General features: G+C 69.3%; 18 protein-coding genes. 7 read left to right on the forward strand and 11 right to left on the reverse strand.

Features of this window, described 5'->3' with window-relative positions; translation table 11 throughout:
• The first annotated feature begins 504 nt into the window (after positions 1–504).
• Positions 505–1,791, forward strand: a complete 1,287-nt coding sequence (locus tag ACK5KK_RS03140) for a PhoH family protein (RefSeq protein WP_416888654.1) — start codon at positions 505–507, stop codon at positions 1,789–1,791.
• Positions 1,792–1,800: 9 nt separating this feature from the next.
• Here the strand turns inward: ACK5KK_RS03140 and ACK5KK_RS03145 are convergent, their stop codons facing one another.
• The 7 genes from ACK5KK_RS03145 to xseA are packed head-to-tail and all read right to left on the reverse strand — an operon-like array spanning position 1,801 to position 7,666.
• Positions 1,801–2,457: a response regulator transcription factor gene (locus ACK5KK_RS03145; RefSeq protein ID WP_416888638.1), complete on the reverse strand. Its 657-nt coding sequence runs from the start codon at positions 2,455–2,457 to the stop codon at positions 1,801–1,803.
• The gene (locus tag ACK5KK_RS03150) at positions 2,454–3,419 is read right to left on the reverse strand and encodes an ATP-binding protein (RefSeq protein WP_416888639.1); all 966 of its coding nucleotides are present in this window, start codon (positions 3,417–3,419) and stop codon (positions 2,454–2,456) included. The genes ACK5KK_RS03145 and ACK5KK_RS03150 overlap by 4 nt, the downstream gene beginning before the upstream one ends.
• 10 nt (positions 3,420–3,429) lie before the next feature.
• Positions 3,430–4,824 carry a class II fumarate hydratase gene (locus ACK5KK_RS03155; RefSeq protein ID WP_416888655.1) on the reverse strand — a complete coding sequence of 465 codons (1,395 nt, stop codon included), beginning with the start codon at positions 4,822–4,824 and terminating at the stop codon, positions 3,430–3,432.
• 2 nt (positions 4,825–4,826) lie between these two features.
• On the reverse strand, positions 4,827–5,525 hold the full coding sequence (locus ACK5KK_RS03160; protein WP_416888640.1) for a carbonic anhydrase: 699 nt from the start codon (positions 5,523–5,525) through the stop codon (positions 4,827–4,829).
• On the reverse strand, positions 5,522–6,136 hold the full coding sequence (locus ACK5KK_RS03165) for a DUF4245 family protein (protein ID WP_416888641.1): 615 nt from the start codon (positions 6,134–6,136) through the stop codon (positions 5,522–5,524). The genes ACK5KK_RS03160 and ACK5KK_RS03165 overlap by 4 nt, the downstream gene beginning before the upstream one ends.
• Positions 6,136–6,351 (reverse strand): exodeoxyribonuclease VII small subunit, encoded by a 216-nt coding sequence (locus tag ACK5KK_RS03170; protein ID WP_416888642.1) that lies wholly within the window; start codon positions 6,349–6,351, stop codon positions 6,136–6,138. Before ACK5KK_RS03170 ends, ACK5KK_RS03165 begins: the two co-directional genes overlap by 1 nt.
• 10 nt (positions 6,352–6,361) lie before the next feature.
• Positions 6,362–7,666, reverse strand: a complete 1,305-nt coding sequence (xseA, locus tag ACK5KK_RS03175) for an exodeoxyribonuclease VII large subunit (RefSeq protein ID WP_416888643.1) — start codon at positions 7,664–7,666, stop codon at positions 6,362–6,364.
• A 61-nt stretch (positions 7,667–7,727) separates the two neighbouring features.
• Here xseA and ACK5KK_RS03180 point away from each other — a divergent pair, with 61 nt between their 5' ends.
• The 3 genes from ACK5KK_RS03180 to ACK5KK_RS03190 are packed head-to-tail and all read left to right on the forward strand — an operon-like array spanning position 7,728 to position 9,854.
• On the forward strand, positions 7,728–8,768 hold the full coding sequence (locus ACK5KK_RS03180) for a 4-hydroxy-3-methylbut-2-enyl diphosphate reductase (RefSeq protein ID WP_416888644.1): 1,041 nt from the start codon (positions 7,728–7,730) through the stop codon (positions 8,766–8,768).
• Positions 8,765–9,286: a DUF6264 family protein gene (locus ACK5KK_RS03185; RefSeq protein ID WP_416888645.1), complete on the forward strand. Its 522-nt coding sequence runs from the start codon at positions 8,765–8,767 to the stop codon at positions 9,284–9,286. Before ACK5KK_RS03180 ends, ACK5KK_RS03185 begins: the two co-directional genes overlap by 4 nt.
• 16 nt (positions 9,287–9,302) lie before the next feature.
• Complete coding sequence (locus ACK5KK_RS03190) at positions 9,303–9,854, forward strand: MOSC domain-containing protein (protein WP_416888646.1); 552 nt, start codon at positions 9,303–9,305, stop codon at positions 9,852–9,854.
• A gap of 47 nt (positions 9,855–9,901) precedes the next feature.
• Here the strand turns inward: ACK5KK_RS03190 and fbaA are convergent, their stop codons facing one another.
• Positions 9,902–10,930, reverse strand: a complete 1,029-nt coding sequence (fbaA, locus tag ACK5KK_RS03195) for a class II fructose-bisphosphate aldolase (RefSeq protein WP_416888647.1) — start codon at positions 10,928–10,930, stop codon at positions 9,902–9,904.
• A 115-nt stretch (positions 10,931–11,045) separates the two neighbouring features.
• Here fbaA and glpX point away from each other — a divergent pair, with 115 nt between their 5' ends.
• Together glpX and ACK5KK_RS03205 are read left to right on the forward strand one after the other, a co-directional pair.
• Positions 11,046–12,035: a class II fructose-bisphosphatase gene (gene glpX, locus ACK5KK_RS03200; RefSeq protein ID WP_416888648.1), complete on the forward strand. Its 990-nt coding sequence runs from the start codon at positions 11,046–11,048 to the stop codon at positions 12,033–12,035.
• A 137-nt stretch (positions 12,036–12,172) separates the two neighbouring features.
• On the forward strand, positions 12,173–12,364 hold the full coding sequence (locus ACK5KK_RS03205) for a UDP-N-acetylmuramyl pentapeptide phosphotransferase (protein WP_416888649.1): 192 nt from the start codon (positions 12,173–12,175) through the stop codon (positions 12,362–12,364).
• On the opposite strand, the gene ACK5KK_RS03210 is transcribed toward ACK5KK_RS03205, so the two are convergent.
• A complete protein-coding gene (locus ACK5KK_RS03210) occupies positions 12,342–13,673 on the reverse strand; it encodes a DNA recombination protein RmuC (protein WP_416888650.1) in 1,332 nt (443 codons plus the stop codon). The genes ACK5KK_RS03205 and ACK5KK_RS03210 overlap by 23 nt on opposite strands.
• A 29-nt stretch (positions 13,674–13,702) precedes the next feature.
• Positions 13,703–14,299 carry an exonuclease domain-containing protein gene (locus ACK5KK_RS03215; protein ID WP_416888651.1) on the reverse strand — a complete coding sequence of 199 codons (597 nt, stop codon included), beginning with the start codon at positions 14,297–14,299 and terminating at the stop codon, positions 13,703–13,705.
• A gap of 83 nt (positions 14,300–14,382) precedes the next feature.
• Here ACK5KK_RS03215 and ychF point away from each other — a divergent pair, with 83 nt between their 5' ends.
• On the forward strand, positions 14,383–15,453 hold the full coding sequence (gene ychF / locus ACK5KK_RS03220; protein ID WP_416888652.1) for a redox-regulated ATPase YchF: 1,071 nt from the start codon (positions 14,383–14,385) through the stop codon (positions 15,451–15,453).
• 199 nt (positions 15,454–15,652) lie between these two features.
• On the opposite strand, the gene ACK5KK_RS03225 is transcribed toward ychF, so the two are convergent.
• Positions 15,653–16,486, reverse strand: a complete 834-nt coding sequence (locus ACK5KK_RS03225; RefSeq protein WP_416888653.1) for a hypothetical protein — start codon at positions 16,484–16,486, stop codon at positions 15,653–15,655.
• Positions 16,487–16,804 lie beyond the last annotated feature (318 nt).

The raw sequence follows: 16,804 nt of genomic DNA on the forward strand, positions 1-16,804 counted from the left end.
CTCCCGCCGCTCCATCGCCCAGCAAGGCGCCTTTCCCCCCTCAGCACCCTGACCGCGAGAACGTCTTCGCACGGCTCTGGCACCACGCGATCAACGAACTCACCCGCAGGCTGCTACCCAACCGCAAGCCCCGCTCCAACCCCCGCGTCGTCAAACGCACAGACACCCGATGGCCCGTCAAACGCGCCCGCCCCCGCAACTGGCCCCAACCCACCGCCGCCGGCATCACAGCCGTCCAAATCGTCCCCTAATTCAACCGTATTGGAGTTAACGCACCGGTAACCGTCCCGCGGCGTGTCGGATGCCGTGGTCGTGGCGGCGGGGCTCTAGCGTCGTATCACCGGGCAAGGAGCCCGGTCGAGTCGGCCTCACACGACTCGTGACCCAGGTCGACTCGCGACAACCGGGTGAGACACCCGGGGCGGGGAGTGGGTTGTGACCACGCGGACACGGCAGCAGCATCGTGACGTCACCGACACGGACGAGGCCGACACCGAACAGCGCCTGTGCACGTACGTGCTGGACACGTCGGTCCTGCTGAGCGATCCACGGGCCTTCTTCCGGTTCGCCGAACACTCCGTCGTCGTCCCCGTGGTGGTCGTCTCCGAGCTGGAGGGCAAGCGCCACGACCCCGAGATCGGCTACTTCGCGCGCCAGGCGCTGCGGCACCTGGACGAACTGCGGGTCGAACACGGCCGACTGGACTACCCGGTGGCCGTCGGCGACGGCGGCACGCTGCGCGTCGAACTCACCAATACCGACCCGTCGGTGCTCCCGGTCGGGATGCGGCTCGGCGACAACGACTCGCGCATTCTCGCGGTGGCGATGCACCTGTCTCAGGAGGGCCACGACGTCACCGTCGTCTCCAAAGACCTGCCGATGCGCGTGAAAGCGGCGTCGCTCGGCCTCCCGGCGGAGGAGTATCTCGCCGAGCAGGCGGTGGACTCGGGCTGGACCGGGATCGCTTCGGTGGACCTGTCCGGAGATGAGGTGAGCGACCTCTACGAGAGCGAGGTCGCCATCAGCGAAAGTGTCCGCGGTCTGCCGGTCAACACGGGCCTCATCATCCGCTCCGAGCGCGGATCTGCCCTGGGCCGCGTCACCGGCGACGGCACGTTCCGGCTGGTGCGCGGCGACCGCGACCTCTTCGGGCTGCACGGCCGGTCGGCGGAGCAGCGGATCGCCATCGACATGCTGCTCGATCCCGAGGTCGGGATCGTATCGCTGGGCGGTCGCGCGGGCACCGGGAAGTCGGCGCTCGCGCTGTGCGCGGGGCTGGAAGCGGTCCTGGAGCGGCAGGAACAGAAGCGGATCATCGTGTTTCGGCCGTTGTTCGCCGTCGGCGGGCAGGAACTCGGCTACCTCCCGGGCGACCAGGGCGAGAAGATGAACCCCTGGGGCCAGGCGGTGTTCGACACCCTCGGTTCGGTCGTCTCGGGGAACGTGCTGGAGGAGGTCGTGGGGCGGGGTCTGCTCGAGGTTCTGCCGCTGACCCACATCCGCGGGCGTTCCCTGCACGACGCTTTCGTGATCGTCGACGAGGCGCAGTCGCTGGAGCGCAACGTGCTGCTGACGGTGCTCAGCAGGATCGGGCAGCACTCGCGCGTCGTCCTGACCCACGACGTCGGTCAGCGCGACAACCTTCGCGTCGGACGCCACGACGGCGTGGCCTCGGTGATCGAGACGCTGAAGGGGCAGGAACTGTTCGGGCACGTCACCTTGACGCGCTCCGAGCGTTCGGCGATCGCCGCGCTCGTGACCGACCTGCTGGAGGCCGGGGAGCTCAGCTGACGCGCCGGCTCAGTTCCAGCGGTAGCCTTCGCCGCGCACGGTGGCGATGTTGCCGGAACCGAGTTTGGTGCGCAGGTAGCGCACGTACACATCGACGATGTTCGACCCGGGATCGAAGTCCAGGCCCCACACGCGGCTCAGCAGCATCTCGCGGGTGAGCACTTCGCCGGAGTGGCGCAGGAACTGCTCCGCGAGGGCGAACTCCCGCGCGGACAGGTCGACCTCCTTGCCGGCCAGCGTGACGCGCCGCGCGAGGATGTCGAGGGTCACGTCGCCGCGCGTGAAGACGGTGGCCGACCCGACACCGCGCTCGCGCAGGCGCGAGCGCACCCGGGCCAGGAGCTCGGCGACTTCGAACGGTTTGGGCATGTAGTCATTGGCGCCGGCGTCGAGGCCTTCGATCGTGTCGTCGGTGCCGCTGCGCGCGGTCAGCATGATCACCGGGACGCTGTACCCGGACGCCCTCAGGTTGCGGAGCACCTCGAACCCGTCCATGCCCGGCAGCCCCACGTCGAGGATGACGAGGTCGGGCGACTCGTGGCGAGCAATGTCGAGGGCCTCGCCGCCGTCCTCGGCGACGATCGTGTCATACCCTTCGCCGCGGAGCCCGCGCGTGACCAGCGAGACGATGTGCGGTTCGTCGTCGACGACGAGGACGCGAGTCATTCCAGTGCCTCCCGTTGCATCAGGACATCCCCGGCACGGACGGGCACAGGTGCTGCCGCTCCGGTCCCCACCGACAACTCCAGAGTGAACGTTGCCCCACCACCGGGTGTGTCCGCGATCGTACAGTATCCGCCGTGCGCCTTCGCGATCGCATCCACAATCGCCAGCCCCAGCCCCGACCCGCCGACGGCTCTCTTGCCGCCGCCGCGGTCGAAGCGCCGGAAGATGCGGTGACGCGCCGCGGGCGGGATGCCGGGCCCCTGATCGCGCACCCACAGTTGCACGCCGCCGGAGTTCATGGCGCTGCCGATGCGGATCGTGCTGCCAGCGGGGGTGTATTTGGCGGCGTTGTCGGCCAGGGCGAGCCACGCTTGGAGCAGCCGGTCACGGTCGCCGCGGATGATGCCGGTGGCGCGCTGCTCGACCGTCCAGGTGTGGTCGGGGATCACCGCCACCAACTCGGAGACACGGAGGGTCAGCAGCGAGAGGTCGACGTTGACCATCGAGAACGTGCCTGTCTCGATGGTCGCGAGCATGTCGATGTCGCCGATGAGCCGGGTCATCCGGTCGAGCTCTCCGATGCCGAGCTGGCGGATCGCGGCCACGTCGGCGCTGTCGTGCGGGTCCATCAACTCCAGGTGGCCCCGCACGATCGTGATCGGCGTCTTCAGCTCGTGGCGGATGTCGTCGAGCAGCTGACGGTGCGTCGCGAACGAGGTGTCGGCGGAATCGGCTGCCGTGTGGGCATCGGTGTGACCGAGGATGCCCCAGCCCACCACGGCGACGATGACGAGCGTCAGGACCGAGCCGACAATGAAGACGATCACGACCTCCCAGGGGATGGGGCGGCCGTCCAACGCCAACACGACGATGAGCGCCGAGCCGGTCAGGCCCAGCACCGCGGCCGTCACTGCGATCAGCAACCCGAGGCCGGGCCGCTGCGTCGAGTTGCGTCGAGTCATCCTCCGATTATCAACCCGGGTGGGTCATCGACAGCAGGTCGAGTCGGTCGTCGAGCTGCTCCTGGGTGAGTTCGCCGCGTTCGACGTAGCCGAGGTCGATGACCGCCTCGCGCACGGTGATGCCCTGCGCGACGGCGTGCTTGGCGATCTTGGCGGCGGCTTCGTACCCGATGAGCTTGTTGAGCGGCGTGACGATCGACGGCGACATGCCGGCGAACGCCGCGGCCCGTTCGACGTTCGCCTCGAGCCCGTCGATCGTCTTGTCGGCGAGAACCCGCGACGCGTTGGAGAGCAGCCGGATCGACTCCAGCAGCGCGGTCCCCATGACGGGGATCGCGACGTTCAGCTCGAACGAGCCGGAGGCGCCGGCCCACGCCACGGTCGCGTCGTTGCCGATGACGCGCGCGCACACCATGAGAGTGGCCTCCGGGACGACCGGGTTGACCTTCCCGGGCATAATGGACGACCCCGGCTGCAGATCGGGGATGTGCAGCTCACCGAGTCCCGTGTTGGGCCCCGAGCCCATCCAGCGGATGTCGTTGTTGATCTTCGTCAGCGACACGGCGATCGTGCGCAGCGCGCCGGAGCTCTCCACGAGCCCGTCCCGGTTGGCCTGCGCCTCGAAATGGTCTTTGGCCTCGGTGATGGGCAGCTCCGTCTCGGCGGCGAGCAGTTCGATGACCTTCTGCGGGAATCCGAGGGGGGTGTTGATCCCGGTCCCGACGGCGGTGCCGCCGAGCGGGATCTCCGCCACGCGGGGCAGCACGGCCTGCACCCGTTCGATCCCCAGGCGCATCTGCCGCGCGTACCCGCCGAACTCCTGGCCCAGCGTGACCGGGGTGGCGTCCATCAGGTGGGTGCGACCGGACTTGACCGCGTCCCGCCACAGCTCGGCCTTGGCCTCCAGCGCCACCGAAAGGTGGTCGAGCGCCGGGATCAGGTCGTCGATCAACGCCTGAGTCACGGCGATGTGCACCGAGGTGGGGAACACGTCGTTGGAGGACTGCGAGGCGTTGACGTGGTCGTTGGGGTGCACGGGGGAGCCCAGGGCGCGGGTGGCGAGGGTGGCGAGCACCTCGTTCATGTTCATGTTCGACGACGTCCCCGACCCGGTCTGGTAGGTGTCGACGGGGAATTGGTCGTCGAATCCGCCCGCGATGACCTGGTCGGCGGCGGCGATGGCATCGGCGATCGCACCGTCGAGCGTGCCGAGCTCTTTGTTCGCGAGGGCGGCGGCCTTCTTCACACGCGCCAGCGCCGCGATCTGCGCGGATTCGAGGCCGGTGCCCGAGATCGGGAAGTTCTCCACGGCGCGCTGGGTCTGGGCGGCGTAGAGAGCGGTGCGGGGAACTCTGACCTCGCCCATCGTGTCGTGCTCGATGCGGTAGTCGCCGGAATCGGTCATGGTCACGTCCTCGTTTCCTTGGTGTGTGCAGGGGACTGCGGGGGGAGTGGACCGTCGGCGTCACCGACGATCATGTGCGGCACGGCGGTGCCTTCGGTCAGGCGGTAGTTGGCGGCGACCACGGCGAGTCGGCCATCGGCCACGGCGTCGCTGATCAGCTCTGATGCGTGGAGGAGCTGGGCGACGGTGTCCTGCAGGTGCTCGCGTCCGACTTCTTCGGCGTCGACGGTGTCGGGGGTGAGGGCCTGGTCGCCGTGCGCGGCGATCACGCGCTTGACAGCCGGGACGATCGGGGCGATCAACCGCCAGATGTTCGGCGGGAGCGGCGGGGCGTCGAGCGCGGTCGACTCGATCGCGGCCCGGACGGCCCCGCACGCGTCGTGACCGAGGACCACGATCAGTGGCACGCGCAGCACGTCGACGGCGTATTCGAGGCTCCCGACCACCGAGTCGGAGACCACCTGGCCGGCATTGCGCACGACGAACAGGTCGCCGAGACCTTCGTCGAAGATGATCTCGGCGGCTAGGCGGGAGTCCGAGCAGCCGAACAGCGCGGCGCGCGGCGTTTGGCCACCCGCCAGGACGGCGCGCCGGTCGACGTCTTGACGCGGATGACGCGGGGTGCCGGCGACGAATCGGGCATTGCCCTTCTGCATCTGCGTCCACACCGTCCGCGGGTCGGGGCGGTGACCGTCGGTCATGGCGCGGACCCCTGAATCGAGCGGATGTCGTCGCCGAGCGCGGCGGCGACGGCGCGGACGTCGTCGTCCGCGCCGGAACCGTACACGAGCACGGCATCGGTGCCCGCCGAAGTCGCCAGGGCGTAGTCGATGTCGTCCCCGCGCAGGTCGAACTCGTCCCAGACGATGCCGTCGATCTCCCGCGTGCCGGTCGGCGCCCGCCCGTCGAGCGTCGCCGCCACCCAGGTGTCGTCGGCGTCGAAGCGCTGCGCGACGCGTACGAAGCCGGTGCCCGGCGCGTAGGCGATCTGCCACGTCTGGCCCTCGACGCCGGCGGCGTTGGCGCGCCACGAGTCGGGAACGACGGGCACGACCACGACGCGGTCCTGGGCGTCGGCCACGCCGGCGGCGATCGCCGGCACGTCCACGGGGTCCGGCTCGGCCAGTTCGCCGCGCGGCACCACCAGGATGGCGACGGCGACGACGGCCACGGTGACCAGCAGCGCCGCGATGAGGTTGCGGAACGTCTGGCTCGATCGATAGGCGTGACTGGCGGCGGCCTTGCGGGCGGCGGTCTCGTCGGGGGTCTCCGGGCGGCCGAGCTCGGCCACCACGCGCTTGGCGACCGCCATCACTCCTCCGTCGCCGGCCGGGCGGCGTCGAGGCGGCGTTTGGCGCCGAGCAGCCACTGTTCGCAGTGTGCTGCGAGAGCCTCGCCGCGCGTCCACAGGTCGAGTGAGTGTTCCAGCGTCGGCGCCCCCTGCTCCAACTCGGTCACGACACGCACGAGGTCATCACGGGCCTGCTCGAACGTCAACGACGCGATCTGCTCGTCGGGCGTGGTCATGCGCACTATCCTAGGGCTGGTCGCCGACCTCGTCAGGCGCCGGGGAGGCCTGCTCGGCGAACTCGCCGTCCGAGCGTGCGCCGAACGAACCGCGCGCGACGGTCACGGCCACGCGGGTGCCGGCGGGGGCTTGCGACGCGTCTCGGACGATGACGCCGCCGTCGAGGTGGGCGATGGCGTATCCGCGCGCCAGGGTGGCGCCCGGAGAGAGGGCGCGCAGCGACGCACGGAGTTCGGCGGTGTCGCTGCGCGCGGCGTCGAGGCGCCGACCCACCACGTCGCGCCCGCGGCCGACGAGGGTGAACAGTTCGTGCGCCCGCCCGGTCAGCAAGGATTCTGGGTCGCGCAGCACCGGCCGCGACCGCAGTTGCTGCAGCTGGGCGATGTCGTGCGCGACGCGCTGGGTCAGGCGCGTGCGTGCCCGCGACCTCAGCTGGGAGACGAGGGCGCGCTGTTCGGCGACGTCGGGGACGATCTTCTTCGCCGCGTCGGTGGGGGTGGAGGCGCGCACATCGGCGACGTCGTCGAGCAAGGGGTGATCGTTCTCGTGGCCGATCGCCGACACCACCGGCGTCGTCGCGGCCGCCACCGCGCGCAGGAGCCGCTCGTCGCTGAAGCCCAGGAGGGTCTGCGGATCTCCCCCGCCGCGCGCGATGACGATGACGTCCACGTCGGGATCGGCATCCAGGCTGGCCAGCGCCGCGAGTGTCTCCGGCACGCAACGTTCGCCCTGCACCGCCGCGTACACCGTGCGGAACCGCACATGGGGCCAGCGCATCTCGGCGTTGCGGTGCACGTCCTTCTCGGCGTCGCTGCGTTCGCCGGTGATGAGTCCGATCAGCTGCGGGAGGAACGGGATGCTCTTCTTGCGCGACGGATCGAACAAACCCTCGGCGCGCAGTTGCGTGCGCAGCCGCTCCAGCTTCTCGAGGTGGTCGCCGAGCCCGGTGTGACGCATCGCCGACACCGTGAAACCGAAGTCACCGGTCTTGACGAAGTAGTCCGGCTTGACGCAGGCCACGACCAGATCGCCGACGGCGAGGTCGGCAGCCAGCCGCTGTCGCGTCGATGACCACACGCGAAACGACAGCGCAGCGTCGGTCGCGGCATCCTTGAGTCGGCCGAAGACGTGACCGCCGCGCACGTTCCAGGTCGTGATCTCACCTTCGACCCAGACTGTTCCCCACCGCTGCACCGCGTCGCGGATGGTCTCGTTCAGCCGGGAGATCGAGGTCGGCGCCTGCGGGGTCGATTCGCGTGGATGCACGCTGTCCGGCGGCTGCTGCTGCCCCGCCTCGGGCTGGAACGACGTCATCGATCCCCTTCCTGAGTCCTGCGGTGACCCGCGCCCGGCGCGGCGTCCGTAGAATCGCACCGTGAGTTCTTCCGCCGTGCGCCTGCCCGTCCCCCGAGTGCCCGGGGCGCCGGGGCGGCTCCAGGATAACCCGGTGCCCGGACACAAGCGGGTGCTGCTGGCCGCCCCGCGCGGCTACTGCGCGGGGGTGGACCGCGCCGTGGTCGCCGTGGAGAAGGCGTTGGAGCGGTTCGGTGCGCCGGTGTACGTGCGCAAGCAGATCGTCCACAACATCCACGTCGTCACCGAACTGGAGAGCAAGGGGGCGATCTTCGTCGAGGAGGTCGACGAGGTCCCACCCGGTGCGCACGTCGTGTTCAGCGCGCACGGTGTGTCACCCGCCGTGGTCGAGGCGGCATCCGATCGGGGTCTGCAGGCGATCGACGCGACCTGTCCGCTCGTGACCAAGGTGCACCGCGAAGCGGTGCGATTCGCGCGCGACGACTACGAGATCCTGCTGATCGGTCACGACGGGCACGAAGAGGTCGAGGGGACCGCGGGGGAGGCACCGGGTCACGTCACCGTCGTCAACTCGCCCGCCGAGGCCGACCGGGTCGAGGTGCGCGACCCGACGAAGGTCGTGTGGCTGTCGCAGACGACGCTGTCGGTCGACGAGACGATGGAAACGGTGCGCCGCCTCCGGGCGCGGTTCCCGGAGCTGGCCGACCCGCCCTCCGACGACATCTGCTACGCCACCCAGAACCGGCAGGTCGCGATCAAGAAGATCGCCGCCGACGCCGATCTGGTCATCGTCGTCGGCTCGGCCAACTCGTCCAACAGCGTCCGCCTCGTGGAGGTCGCCCTCGAGCACGGCGCGCGTGCGGCGTACCGCGTCGATTTCGCACACCAGGTCCAGCAAGAATGGCTGGAGGGCGTCGAGACGATCGGCGTCACATCGGGGGCATCGGTGCCGGAGGTTCTGGTGCGGGAGGTGCTGGCAGACCTCGCCGGGGCCGGCTACGCCGACGTGCAGGAGGTGCGCACCGCCGAGGAGGACCTGATGTTCTCGCTGCCGAAGGAGCTGCGCGACGATCGGGCCCGCGGCGGCCGGCAGCGCGCATGACCGACCCCGACGACCGCCCGCAGTACGGCGAGTACGCGACGCCGGAGGAACAGCCCGCGCGGATCGCCGATTCGGGGGCCGATGGCGCGGAACCGGCGTACCACCCGCACCCGCCGACAGCCCCGGCGACCACGTCCGCGGCCCGCCCGGTCGGTGCTGCCGATCGCATCGTCACCCTGGTCCTGCTGGCATACGGGCTGTTCACGGTGGTGAGCACCATCCCGCAGGTGGTCGACTTCTCCGGTTTCGTCGACACCTGGATGGAGGTCGTCGGCATCGACGCGGTGTTCACCAACCAGGCGCAGGGGCGGCAGTGGGGCATCATCGTCGCCGTCGTCCTGGTGGCGGGGTGGGCGCTCACGGCGGCACTGTCGTGGTGGTCGTTGCGCCGACGGCGGGTGTCGTGGTGGATCCCGCTGGTCGGGGCCCTCGTCACATACCTCATTGCGGGCACGTGCGCGGCGGTGCCGTTGCTGGGCGATCCGGCCGTCGTGGAGCACCTGACCTCGCTGTCGTGACCGATAGCATGACGGCGTGGCCACTCTGCTCGCCGTCTGCGCGGTCGTCCGCCTGCGCCCGGATGCCGGGTCCGTCGGCGTCACCGCGATCGACAAGCGTGCCGTCGACGGCGACGTGAGGATCGGGCGCTACGGGGTGTATGCCGATGTGCAGGCCGACCGCAAGCACCACGGCGGGCCGGACAAGGCGGTCTACGCGTACGCGCAGGAGGACGCCGACTTCTGGGCGCGCGAACTGGACCGCGAGCTGCGCCCGGGGGTGTTCGGCGAGAACCTCCGTACCACCGGCATGGACGTCAACGCGGCGCGGGTGGGGGAGCGGTGGCGCATCGGCCGGCGCGTCGAACTCGAAGTGACGATGCCCCGGACGCCGTGCCAGACCTTCGCCCGCTGGATCGGCGGCGAGCACGAACGCGGCTGGGTGAAGCGCTTCGCCGCCGCCCGCCGGCTCGGGCCGTATCTGCGGGTGGTCACGCCCGGCACGGTGCGCGCCGGCGACGAGATCGTGGTCGTCGACCGACCGGCGGACGCGCCGACGATTCTCGACGTGTTCCGCGCCCCGGCGTGAGAATGCCACGGGGTGCGCCGCACGCCCGTGGCATTCTCTGCGTGGAGTCAGCTCTGCGACTGGCCGTGTGAGCCCAGCTGCTGGGTGGCTTCGACGACGCGGGCGGCCATCGCCGACTCGGCGACCTTGCCCCAGGCGCGCGGGTCGTACTGCTTCTTGTTCCCGACCTCGCCGTCTACCTTCAGGACACCGTCGTAGTGGGAGAACATGTATCCCGCGACGGAGCGGGTGAACGCATACTGGGTGTCGGTGTCGATGTTCATCTTCACGACACCGTTGGTGACCGCCAGCGCGATCTCGTCGTCGGTCGAACCGCTGCCGCCGTGGAAGACGAGGTCGAGGGGCTTGGGACCGGTGCCGAACTTCGAGGCGATTCCCTCCTGGATCTCGCCCAGCAGTTCCGGCTTGAGCTTGACGTTGCCGGGTTTGTAGACGCCGTGCACGTTGCCGAAGGTGAGCGCGGCGATCCAGCGGCCCTGGTCGCCGAGGCCGATGGCCTCCACGACCTGTGCGACGTCGCCGGTGGTGGTGTACAGGGCATCGTTGGTGCCCTCGTGCGTGACGCCGTCCTCTTCGCCGCCGACGACACCGATCTCGACCTCGAGGATCGCGTTGATGTTGTGGAGGCGCGGGAGCAGTTCCTTCGCGATCTCGATGTTCTCGGCCAGCGGCACCGCCGACCCGTCCCACATGTGGGACTGGAAGATCGGGTTGCCGCCGCCGGCGACGACCTCCTCCGAGGCGGCGATCAGCGGCAGCACGAAGTCTTCCAGGGCCGGCTTGGGGCAGTGGTCGGTGTGGAGGGCGACCGTGATGGGGTAGTTCTTGGCGACCTCGTGGACGTACGCGGCGAAGGCGAGGGCGCCGGTCGCGCGGGCCTTCACGGTCTGGCCGGCGAAGTAGTCCGCCCCGCCGGTGGTCACCTGGAGGATGCCGTCGGAGCCGGCCTCGGTGAGGCCCTGCAGGACGGCGTTGATGGTCTGCGAACTCGAGACGTTGATCGCCGGGTAGGCGAATGCGCCCGCCTTCGCGCGATCGATCATGTCGGCGTACTGTTCGGGGGTGGCGACGGGCATGTCTGCTCCTCGGAAATCTGGGGGTGGGTTCACCGGCAACTCTACCGGGACGGTTCCGTGCCGCGGAGAGCAGATTTCTCCGCGTGCGACGGTCGCCACCGCGTAGGCTGGCGTCATGGTGAGTCTGACCGCCGACATGAGTCCGCTGCATCCCGACCGAAACCTCGCTCTTGAGCTGGTCCGAGCCACCGAGGCGGCCGCGATCCGTTCCGCGCCGTTCATCGGGCGCGGCCAGAAGGAACTCGCCGATGGGGCCGCGGTGGATGCGATGCGCGCGTTCCTCACGACGGTCAACTTCGGCGGCGTGATCGTGATCGGCGAGGGCGAGAAGGACAATGCGCCCATGCTGTTCAACGGCGAAGAGGTCGGCACGGGGCGGGGTCCGCAGTGCGACATCGCGGTCGACCCGATCGACGGGACCACGCTGACGGCGGAGGGGCGCAACAACGCGCTGTCCGTGCTGGCGGTGTCCGACCGGGGGGCGATGCTGGACGCGTCGTCGGTGTTCTACATGGACAAGCTCGTGACCGGGCCCGCTGGCGTGGGTGTCGTCGACATCCGACTGCCGATCGGGGAGAATATCCGGTTGCTGGCGAAAGCGCTCGGAAAGCCCGTCGACGAGTTGGTGGTGTCGGTGCTGAACCGTCCCCGGCACGCCCAGCTGATCAGTGACATCCGCGAGGCGGGTGCGGGCACCCGGCTGATGAGCGACGGTGATGTCGCCGGCGGCATCAATGCGGCCCGCCACAACGCGCGCACGGACATGTGCGTGGGGGTCGGCGGCAGCCCGGAGGGGATCGTCACGGCCTGCGCGATCAAGGCTCTGGGCGGGCACATCCAGGGTCGGCTGTGGCCGCGCGACGACGACGAGAAGCAGGGCGGTATCGACGCCGGGCTCAAGTTCGACGATCACGTGTACGAGGCCGACGAGATGGTGCGCGGCGACAACACGATCTTCGTCGCGACCGGCGTGACCAACGGCGAGCTGGTGGCGGGTGTTCGTCGCGCACAGGACCACGTGTACACGGAGTCGGTGGTGCTGCGTGGCGCGTCGGGGACGCTGCGCCGGATCTCGTCGGAGCATCTCGCTTCGAAGTGGTTTTGATTTGCGGCCTTGCGCGCCCGACGATGTGATCGGATCGAGATGAGCGTTCGGAGCGGGATGACGGTTCTGCGCGTGCTCGTCTGGCACAATGGTGACCGTTGTGTGACGCGACTCAACTGATGTGAAACGGGGCCCACATGTCCACCGCAGCTCAGCCGCCTCGCACGGGGCAGATCAGCATCCCGATCGACCCGTCGCGACGACCGGATGTCCTGCTGCGCCGTCGTGCGCCCGAGGGGCACCAGATCAATGCCTGGTGGCTCATCGGCGGGTTCGTCGGGGTATCGGCGGCGATCATCGGTCTGGTCAACTTCTTCCCGGGCGGCTGACGGCCGGTTCTGAGGTGTCGATCCGCCTGCGGACGTCACCGAGGTCCGCGGCGCCGTGCGCGTCTGATCCGGTCGTGACGTGTGACTCGGCTTCGGCCAGTTCCGGTGCGGTGAAGCCGCGCGGTGCCGTGTCGATCTGCTGCGGCTCGGCCGCGGCGGCGAGTTTGGTGTCGTCGATGCCGGGGAACTTGCGCGCCGTGACGAGCACGCGCGACTCGAGCGAGCCGGCGAATCGGTTGTAGCTGGTGACGGTCCGTTCGATCGCCTTTCGCAGTTCGTCGGCGTGGGTGGCGAGTGTGCCGATCCGCTGATACAGCTCGGTGCCGAGGTCGAACAGCGTGCGGGCTTCGTCGGAGACGTTCTGCTGCGTCCAGGTGAAGGCGACCGTCTTCAGCACAGCCCAGAGGTTGACGGGGGAGGCGAGAGCGACCCGACGGGTGAACGCGTAGTCGAGCAGGGTGGGGTCTTCGTCCAGCGCCGCGGCCAGCAGTGATTCACTCGGCAGGAAGCACACCACGAACTCGGGGCTGGCGGGAAGTCCCGCCCAGTAGGCCTTTCGAGCGAGCGCGTCGACGTGCGCGCGCACCGCTTTGACGTGCCGGACGAGGAGGTCCGCGCGGCGCGCGCCGTCCGCGCCCTGCGCGGTCACCGCGATGGCGCTCGCCTCCAGAAACGCGTCGAGCGGAACCTTCGCGTCGACGGCGAGTGCCTTGTCTCCCGGCAGGCGCACGATCATGTCGGGGCGTCCCGCTCCGGCGTCGGAGGTGATGGCGGCTTGCGTGTCGAAGTCGACGTAGCGGGTGAGGCCGGCGGACTCGACGACGCGGCGCAACTGGGTCTCGCCCCACACGCCGCGGGTCGTTGTCGTCCGCAGCGCGCCGGCGAGCGACTCGGTGGTGACCCGGAGGGCTTCGTCCGACTCCTGTGCGCGCCGCAGCTGTTCGGCGAGGGTCCCGTACTGCGCGTGGCGCTCGCGTTCGAGCTCGTCGACCTTCTGCTGCATGGCCTGCAACGTGTCGTGCACCGGAGCGAGGGCCCGTAGCACCGTCTGTTCGCGGCGGTCACGTTCCTCGCGGGCTGCGGTGTCGGTGCGGACCTGAGCCGCGCTCTCCCGGTGGAGGGCGTGCTGCCGGTCGAGCTGTTCGGTCAGTGACGCGGCGGCGGACTCGGCGGCGGCAGCTCGCGCGGCGAGGCTCTCCCGGGCCTGCGCGGCCCGCGCGGCCTCGCGTGCGGCGCCGGCGAACCAGCCGGCGATCAGGCCGATCAGCACACAGCCGATGACGAGGAGGGGAACGGTGACGGCATCCATACCCCCAGGATGGGGGCGACCTCCGACATTCAGCCGATCGCGACGCCGATCGGTTCGGCAACGGGCAGTTGCGGCACCCGCACACCGAGCAGCATGGCGAGCTCGACGACGTCGGTCGCCCCGGCGCGGGCAGCCGAGTCGATCATGATCTGAGCACAGGCGAGGGCGTCGGCGGTGGCTTCGTGGTGGGCGAAGTCGAGGTGCCCGGCGGCGGCAGCGGCGATTGGCAGGCGGTACGACGCCAGGTCGTACGTCTTGCGGGCGACCTGCACGCTGCACACGTACTGGCTCGCGGGCCAGGCCTCGCCGGTGGTCTCGCAGGCCCGGCGCAGCACCGTCATGTCGAAGCCGGCGTTGTGGGCGACGAGGACGTCGTCGCCGATGAAGGCGCGCAGCCGCGGCAGCTGGTCGCTCCACGAGTCGGCGCCGGCGACATCGGCGGGCCGGATGCCGTGGATGCCGATGTTCACCTCGAAGAAGCGGTCGTGGCCGGACGGGGGGCGGATCAGCCATCCGTCGGAGGCGACGACGCGTCCGTCCCGGACACGGGCGAGACCCACGGCGCAGGCGGAGGCGCTGGAGGAGTTCGCCGTCTCGAAGTCGATGGCGGTGAAGTCCAGGGGCACGGTCCTCAGCATCGCGCCTCACGCAGGCGGGGTCGTGCAGGCGCGCCGGGGAGGTGTGCGGAATCCCCGTACACTGGATGCCCGTGGCTCTCACAATAGGCATCGTCGGTCTCCCCAATGTCGGCAAGTCGACCCTCTTCAACGCGCTGACCAAGAATCAGGTGCTCGCGGCGAACTACCCGTTCGCGACGATCGAGCCCAATGTGGGCGTGGTGAATCTGCCCGATCCGCGGCTGCAGCAACTCGCCGACGTGTTCGGCAGCGAGCGGCTCGTGCCGGCAACAGTGTCGTTCGTCGACATCGCGGGGATCGTGCGGGGCGCGAGCGAGGGGGAGGGGCTCGGCAACCAGTTCCTCGCGAACATCCGCGAGGCCGATGCGATCGCGCAGGTGGTGCGCGGTTTCGCGGACGGTGACGTGGTGCATGTAGAGGGTGCGGTGAACCCGGCATCCGACATGGAGACGATCAACGCGGAGTTGATGCTCGCCGATCTGCAGACCCTCGAGAAGGCGATCCCTCGCTACGACAAGGAGGTCAAGGGGAAGAAGGCCGACCCGGCCGTGCTGGTCGCGGCGACCGAGGCGAAGGATGCCCTCGAGCGGGGCGTGCTGCTGTCCACGTCGGATCTCGATCTCACCCCGATCCGGGAGCTGGGGCTGCTGACGGCGAAGCCGGTGATCTTCGTGTTCAACGTCGACGAGGCGGTGCTCACCGACACGGGACGACGCGCGGAACTGGCGGCGCTGGTCGCGCCGGCGCAGGCGCTGTTCCTGGACGCGAAGATCGAGTCGGAGCTGATCGACCTCGACCCGGAAGATGCCGCGGAGCTGCTGGCCTCGACGGGGCAGGACGAGTCGGGCCTGGACCAGCTCGCCCGCATCGGGTTCGACACCCTCGGACTGCAGACGTATCTGACGGCCGGCCCCAAGGAGGCGCGGGCCTGGACGATCGGCAAGGGCTGGAAGGCGCCGCAGGCGGCCGGTGTCATCCACACCGACTTCGAGAAGGGCTTCATCAAGGCCGAGGTCATCTCGTTCGCCGATCTGATGGACGCCGGCTCGGTGCTCGACGCGCGCGCCCGCGGCAAGGCGCGCCTCGAGGGCAAGGACTACATCATGCAGGACGGCGACGTCGTGGAGTTCCGTCACAGTTAGCGCGGATTTCCACGCAGTTGGTTGGCTGCAAGGGCGTCAGGCGATTTCGTAGTGCAGGGTGCGGTTTCCCCACCAGGGGACGGTGGCCTGGGCTGGCAGGTCTGCCTGGCGGAGTACGGGTGCGTAGGCGCGGTGGTCCAGGTCGGGGTCTGTCAACTAGAAGGCTTGGTCCGGCGGAGCCGGATTTTCGGGTCAAGTTTCAGGCCGCGAGTCGGGATTGCTGCAGGAGTTGGTCGAGGGCGTGGTCATAGGTGTGTGTCGCTGTGCGGAGTGGGCCGGGCTGGTGGTGGTCGGTGATGTCGGCCATCCCGGCGCGCAGGAGGCGGTCGTGCGCGCGGGTGAGGAACAGTGCACGTTCCAGCCCGGTGTCGGTGACTTGGTAGCGGTGGCTGTGCGGGATGCGGCGGATCAGACCGTGTGTGCGTAGCCGACGCAGGTCGTAGGTCATCTGCCCGGCCGTGATCGTTGTGCCCAGCAACGGGCCGAGCAGGTCACGCAGGTCGCGGTTGGTGAATCCGTGTGGCAGGAGGCGGAAGACCAGCACCGCGTGCAGCAGTGCCATGACCCGGGGGTCGGCGAATCTGAGTCCCGCGACGCGGGTGCCGGTATCGGTGGTGACCGGGTCGGTGACGGCGGTGAACGCGTGTTGTCCTTGGGAGGGGTCGTGGCTGAGTCGTTGAACGTCGAGGAGACGTTTGTTGGCGGTGAAGCCGATCTCGCACAGGGCAGGCAGATTGGTCAGTCTTCTCCCGATCCCGAAGTCGTACGCGTCGTTGATCGTGGTCTCGGTTCGTAGTGCTCTTCCTTCCTTGTGGTACTGCTTGATCGTGGCGTGTTTGTAGTCCACGTGCAGGCTCGGGGTGACCTCCGCGGTGATCACCCGGGTGCGGAACCTGCCTGGTGTCGGGCGTTTGCGGCCACCACGGACACGCCGGTCGAAGATCAGCGAGACCTGATCGGGCCGCCCGATATCGAGGTTGTCGCGGATGACCTGTTCGAAGAAGATCCGCCCCGATACCGGGCCGTCCAACATCTGGGTCAGAGAGAACTCGGCCTGCAGGACCGAGATCTCATACCGGAACCCCGCCGCCTGGTCCGCGACCGGGAACGGGTGCGGCAGCAGGCCCCAGCCATTTGCGCAGCAGAGCGTCGATCTGGGTCGGCCCCAGGCTCGAGCAAATCTGCTGCACCGCGGAGACGTCATCGACGGCGGCGAGAGCTTGTCAAGTACTTTGTGTATGCGAGTTCCGGAATGTTTTAGTTGATGTGTCTGGTAAGCCGGTCGGGGTGGGCGAGTGCGAGGGCGTTGAGGGCTGCTTTCCAGCCCTGGATCTGGGCGCCTTCGACGAGT

The organism is Microbacterium sp., assembly GCF_047972865.1.
Classification (GTDB): domain Bacteria; phylum Actinomycetota; class Actinomycetes; order Actinomycetales; family Microbacteriaceae; genus Microbacterium.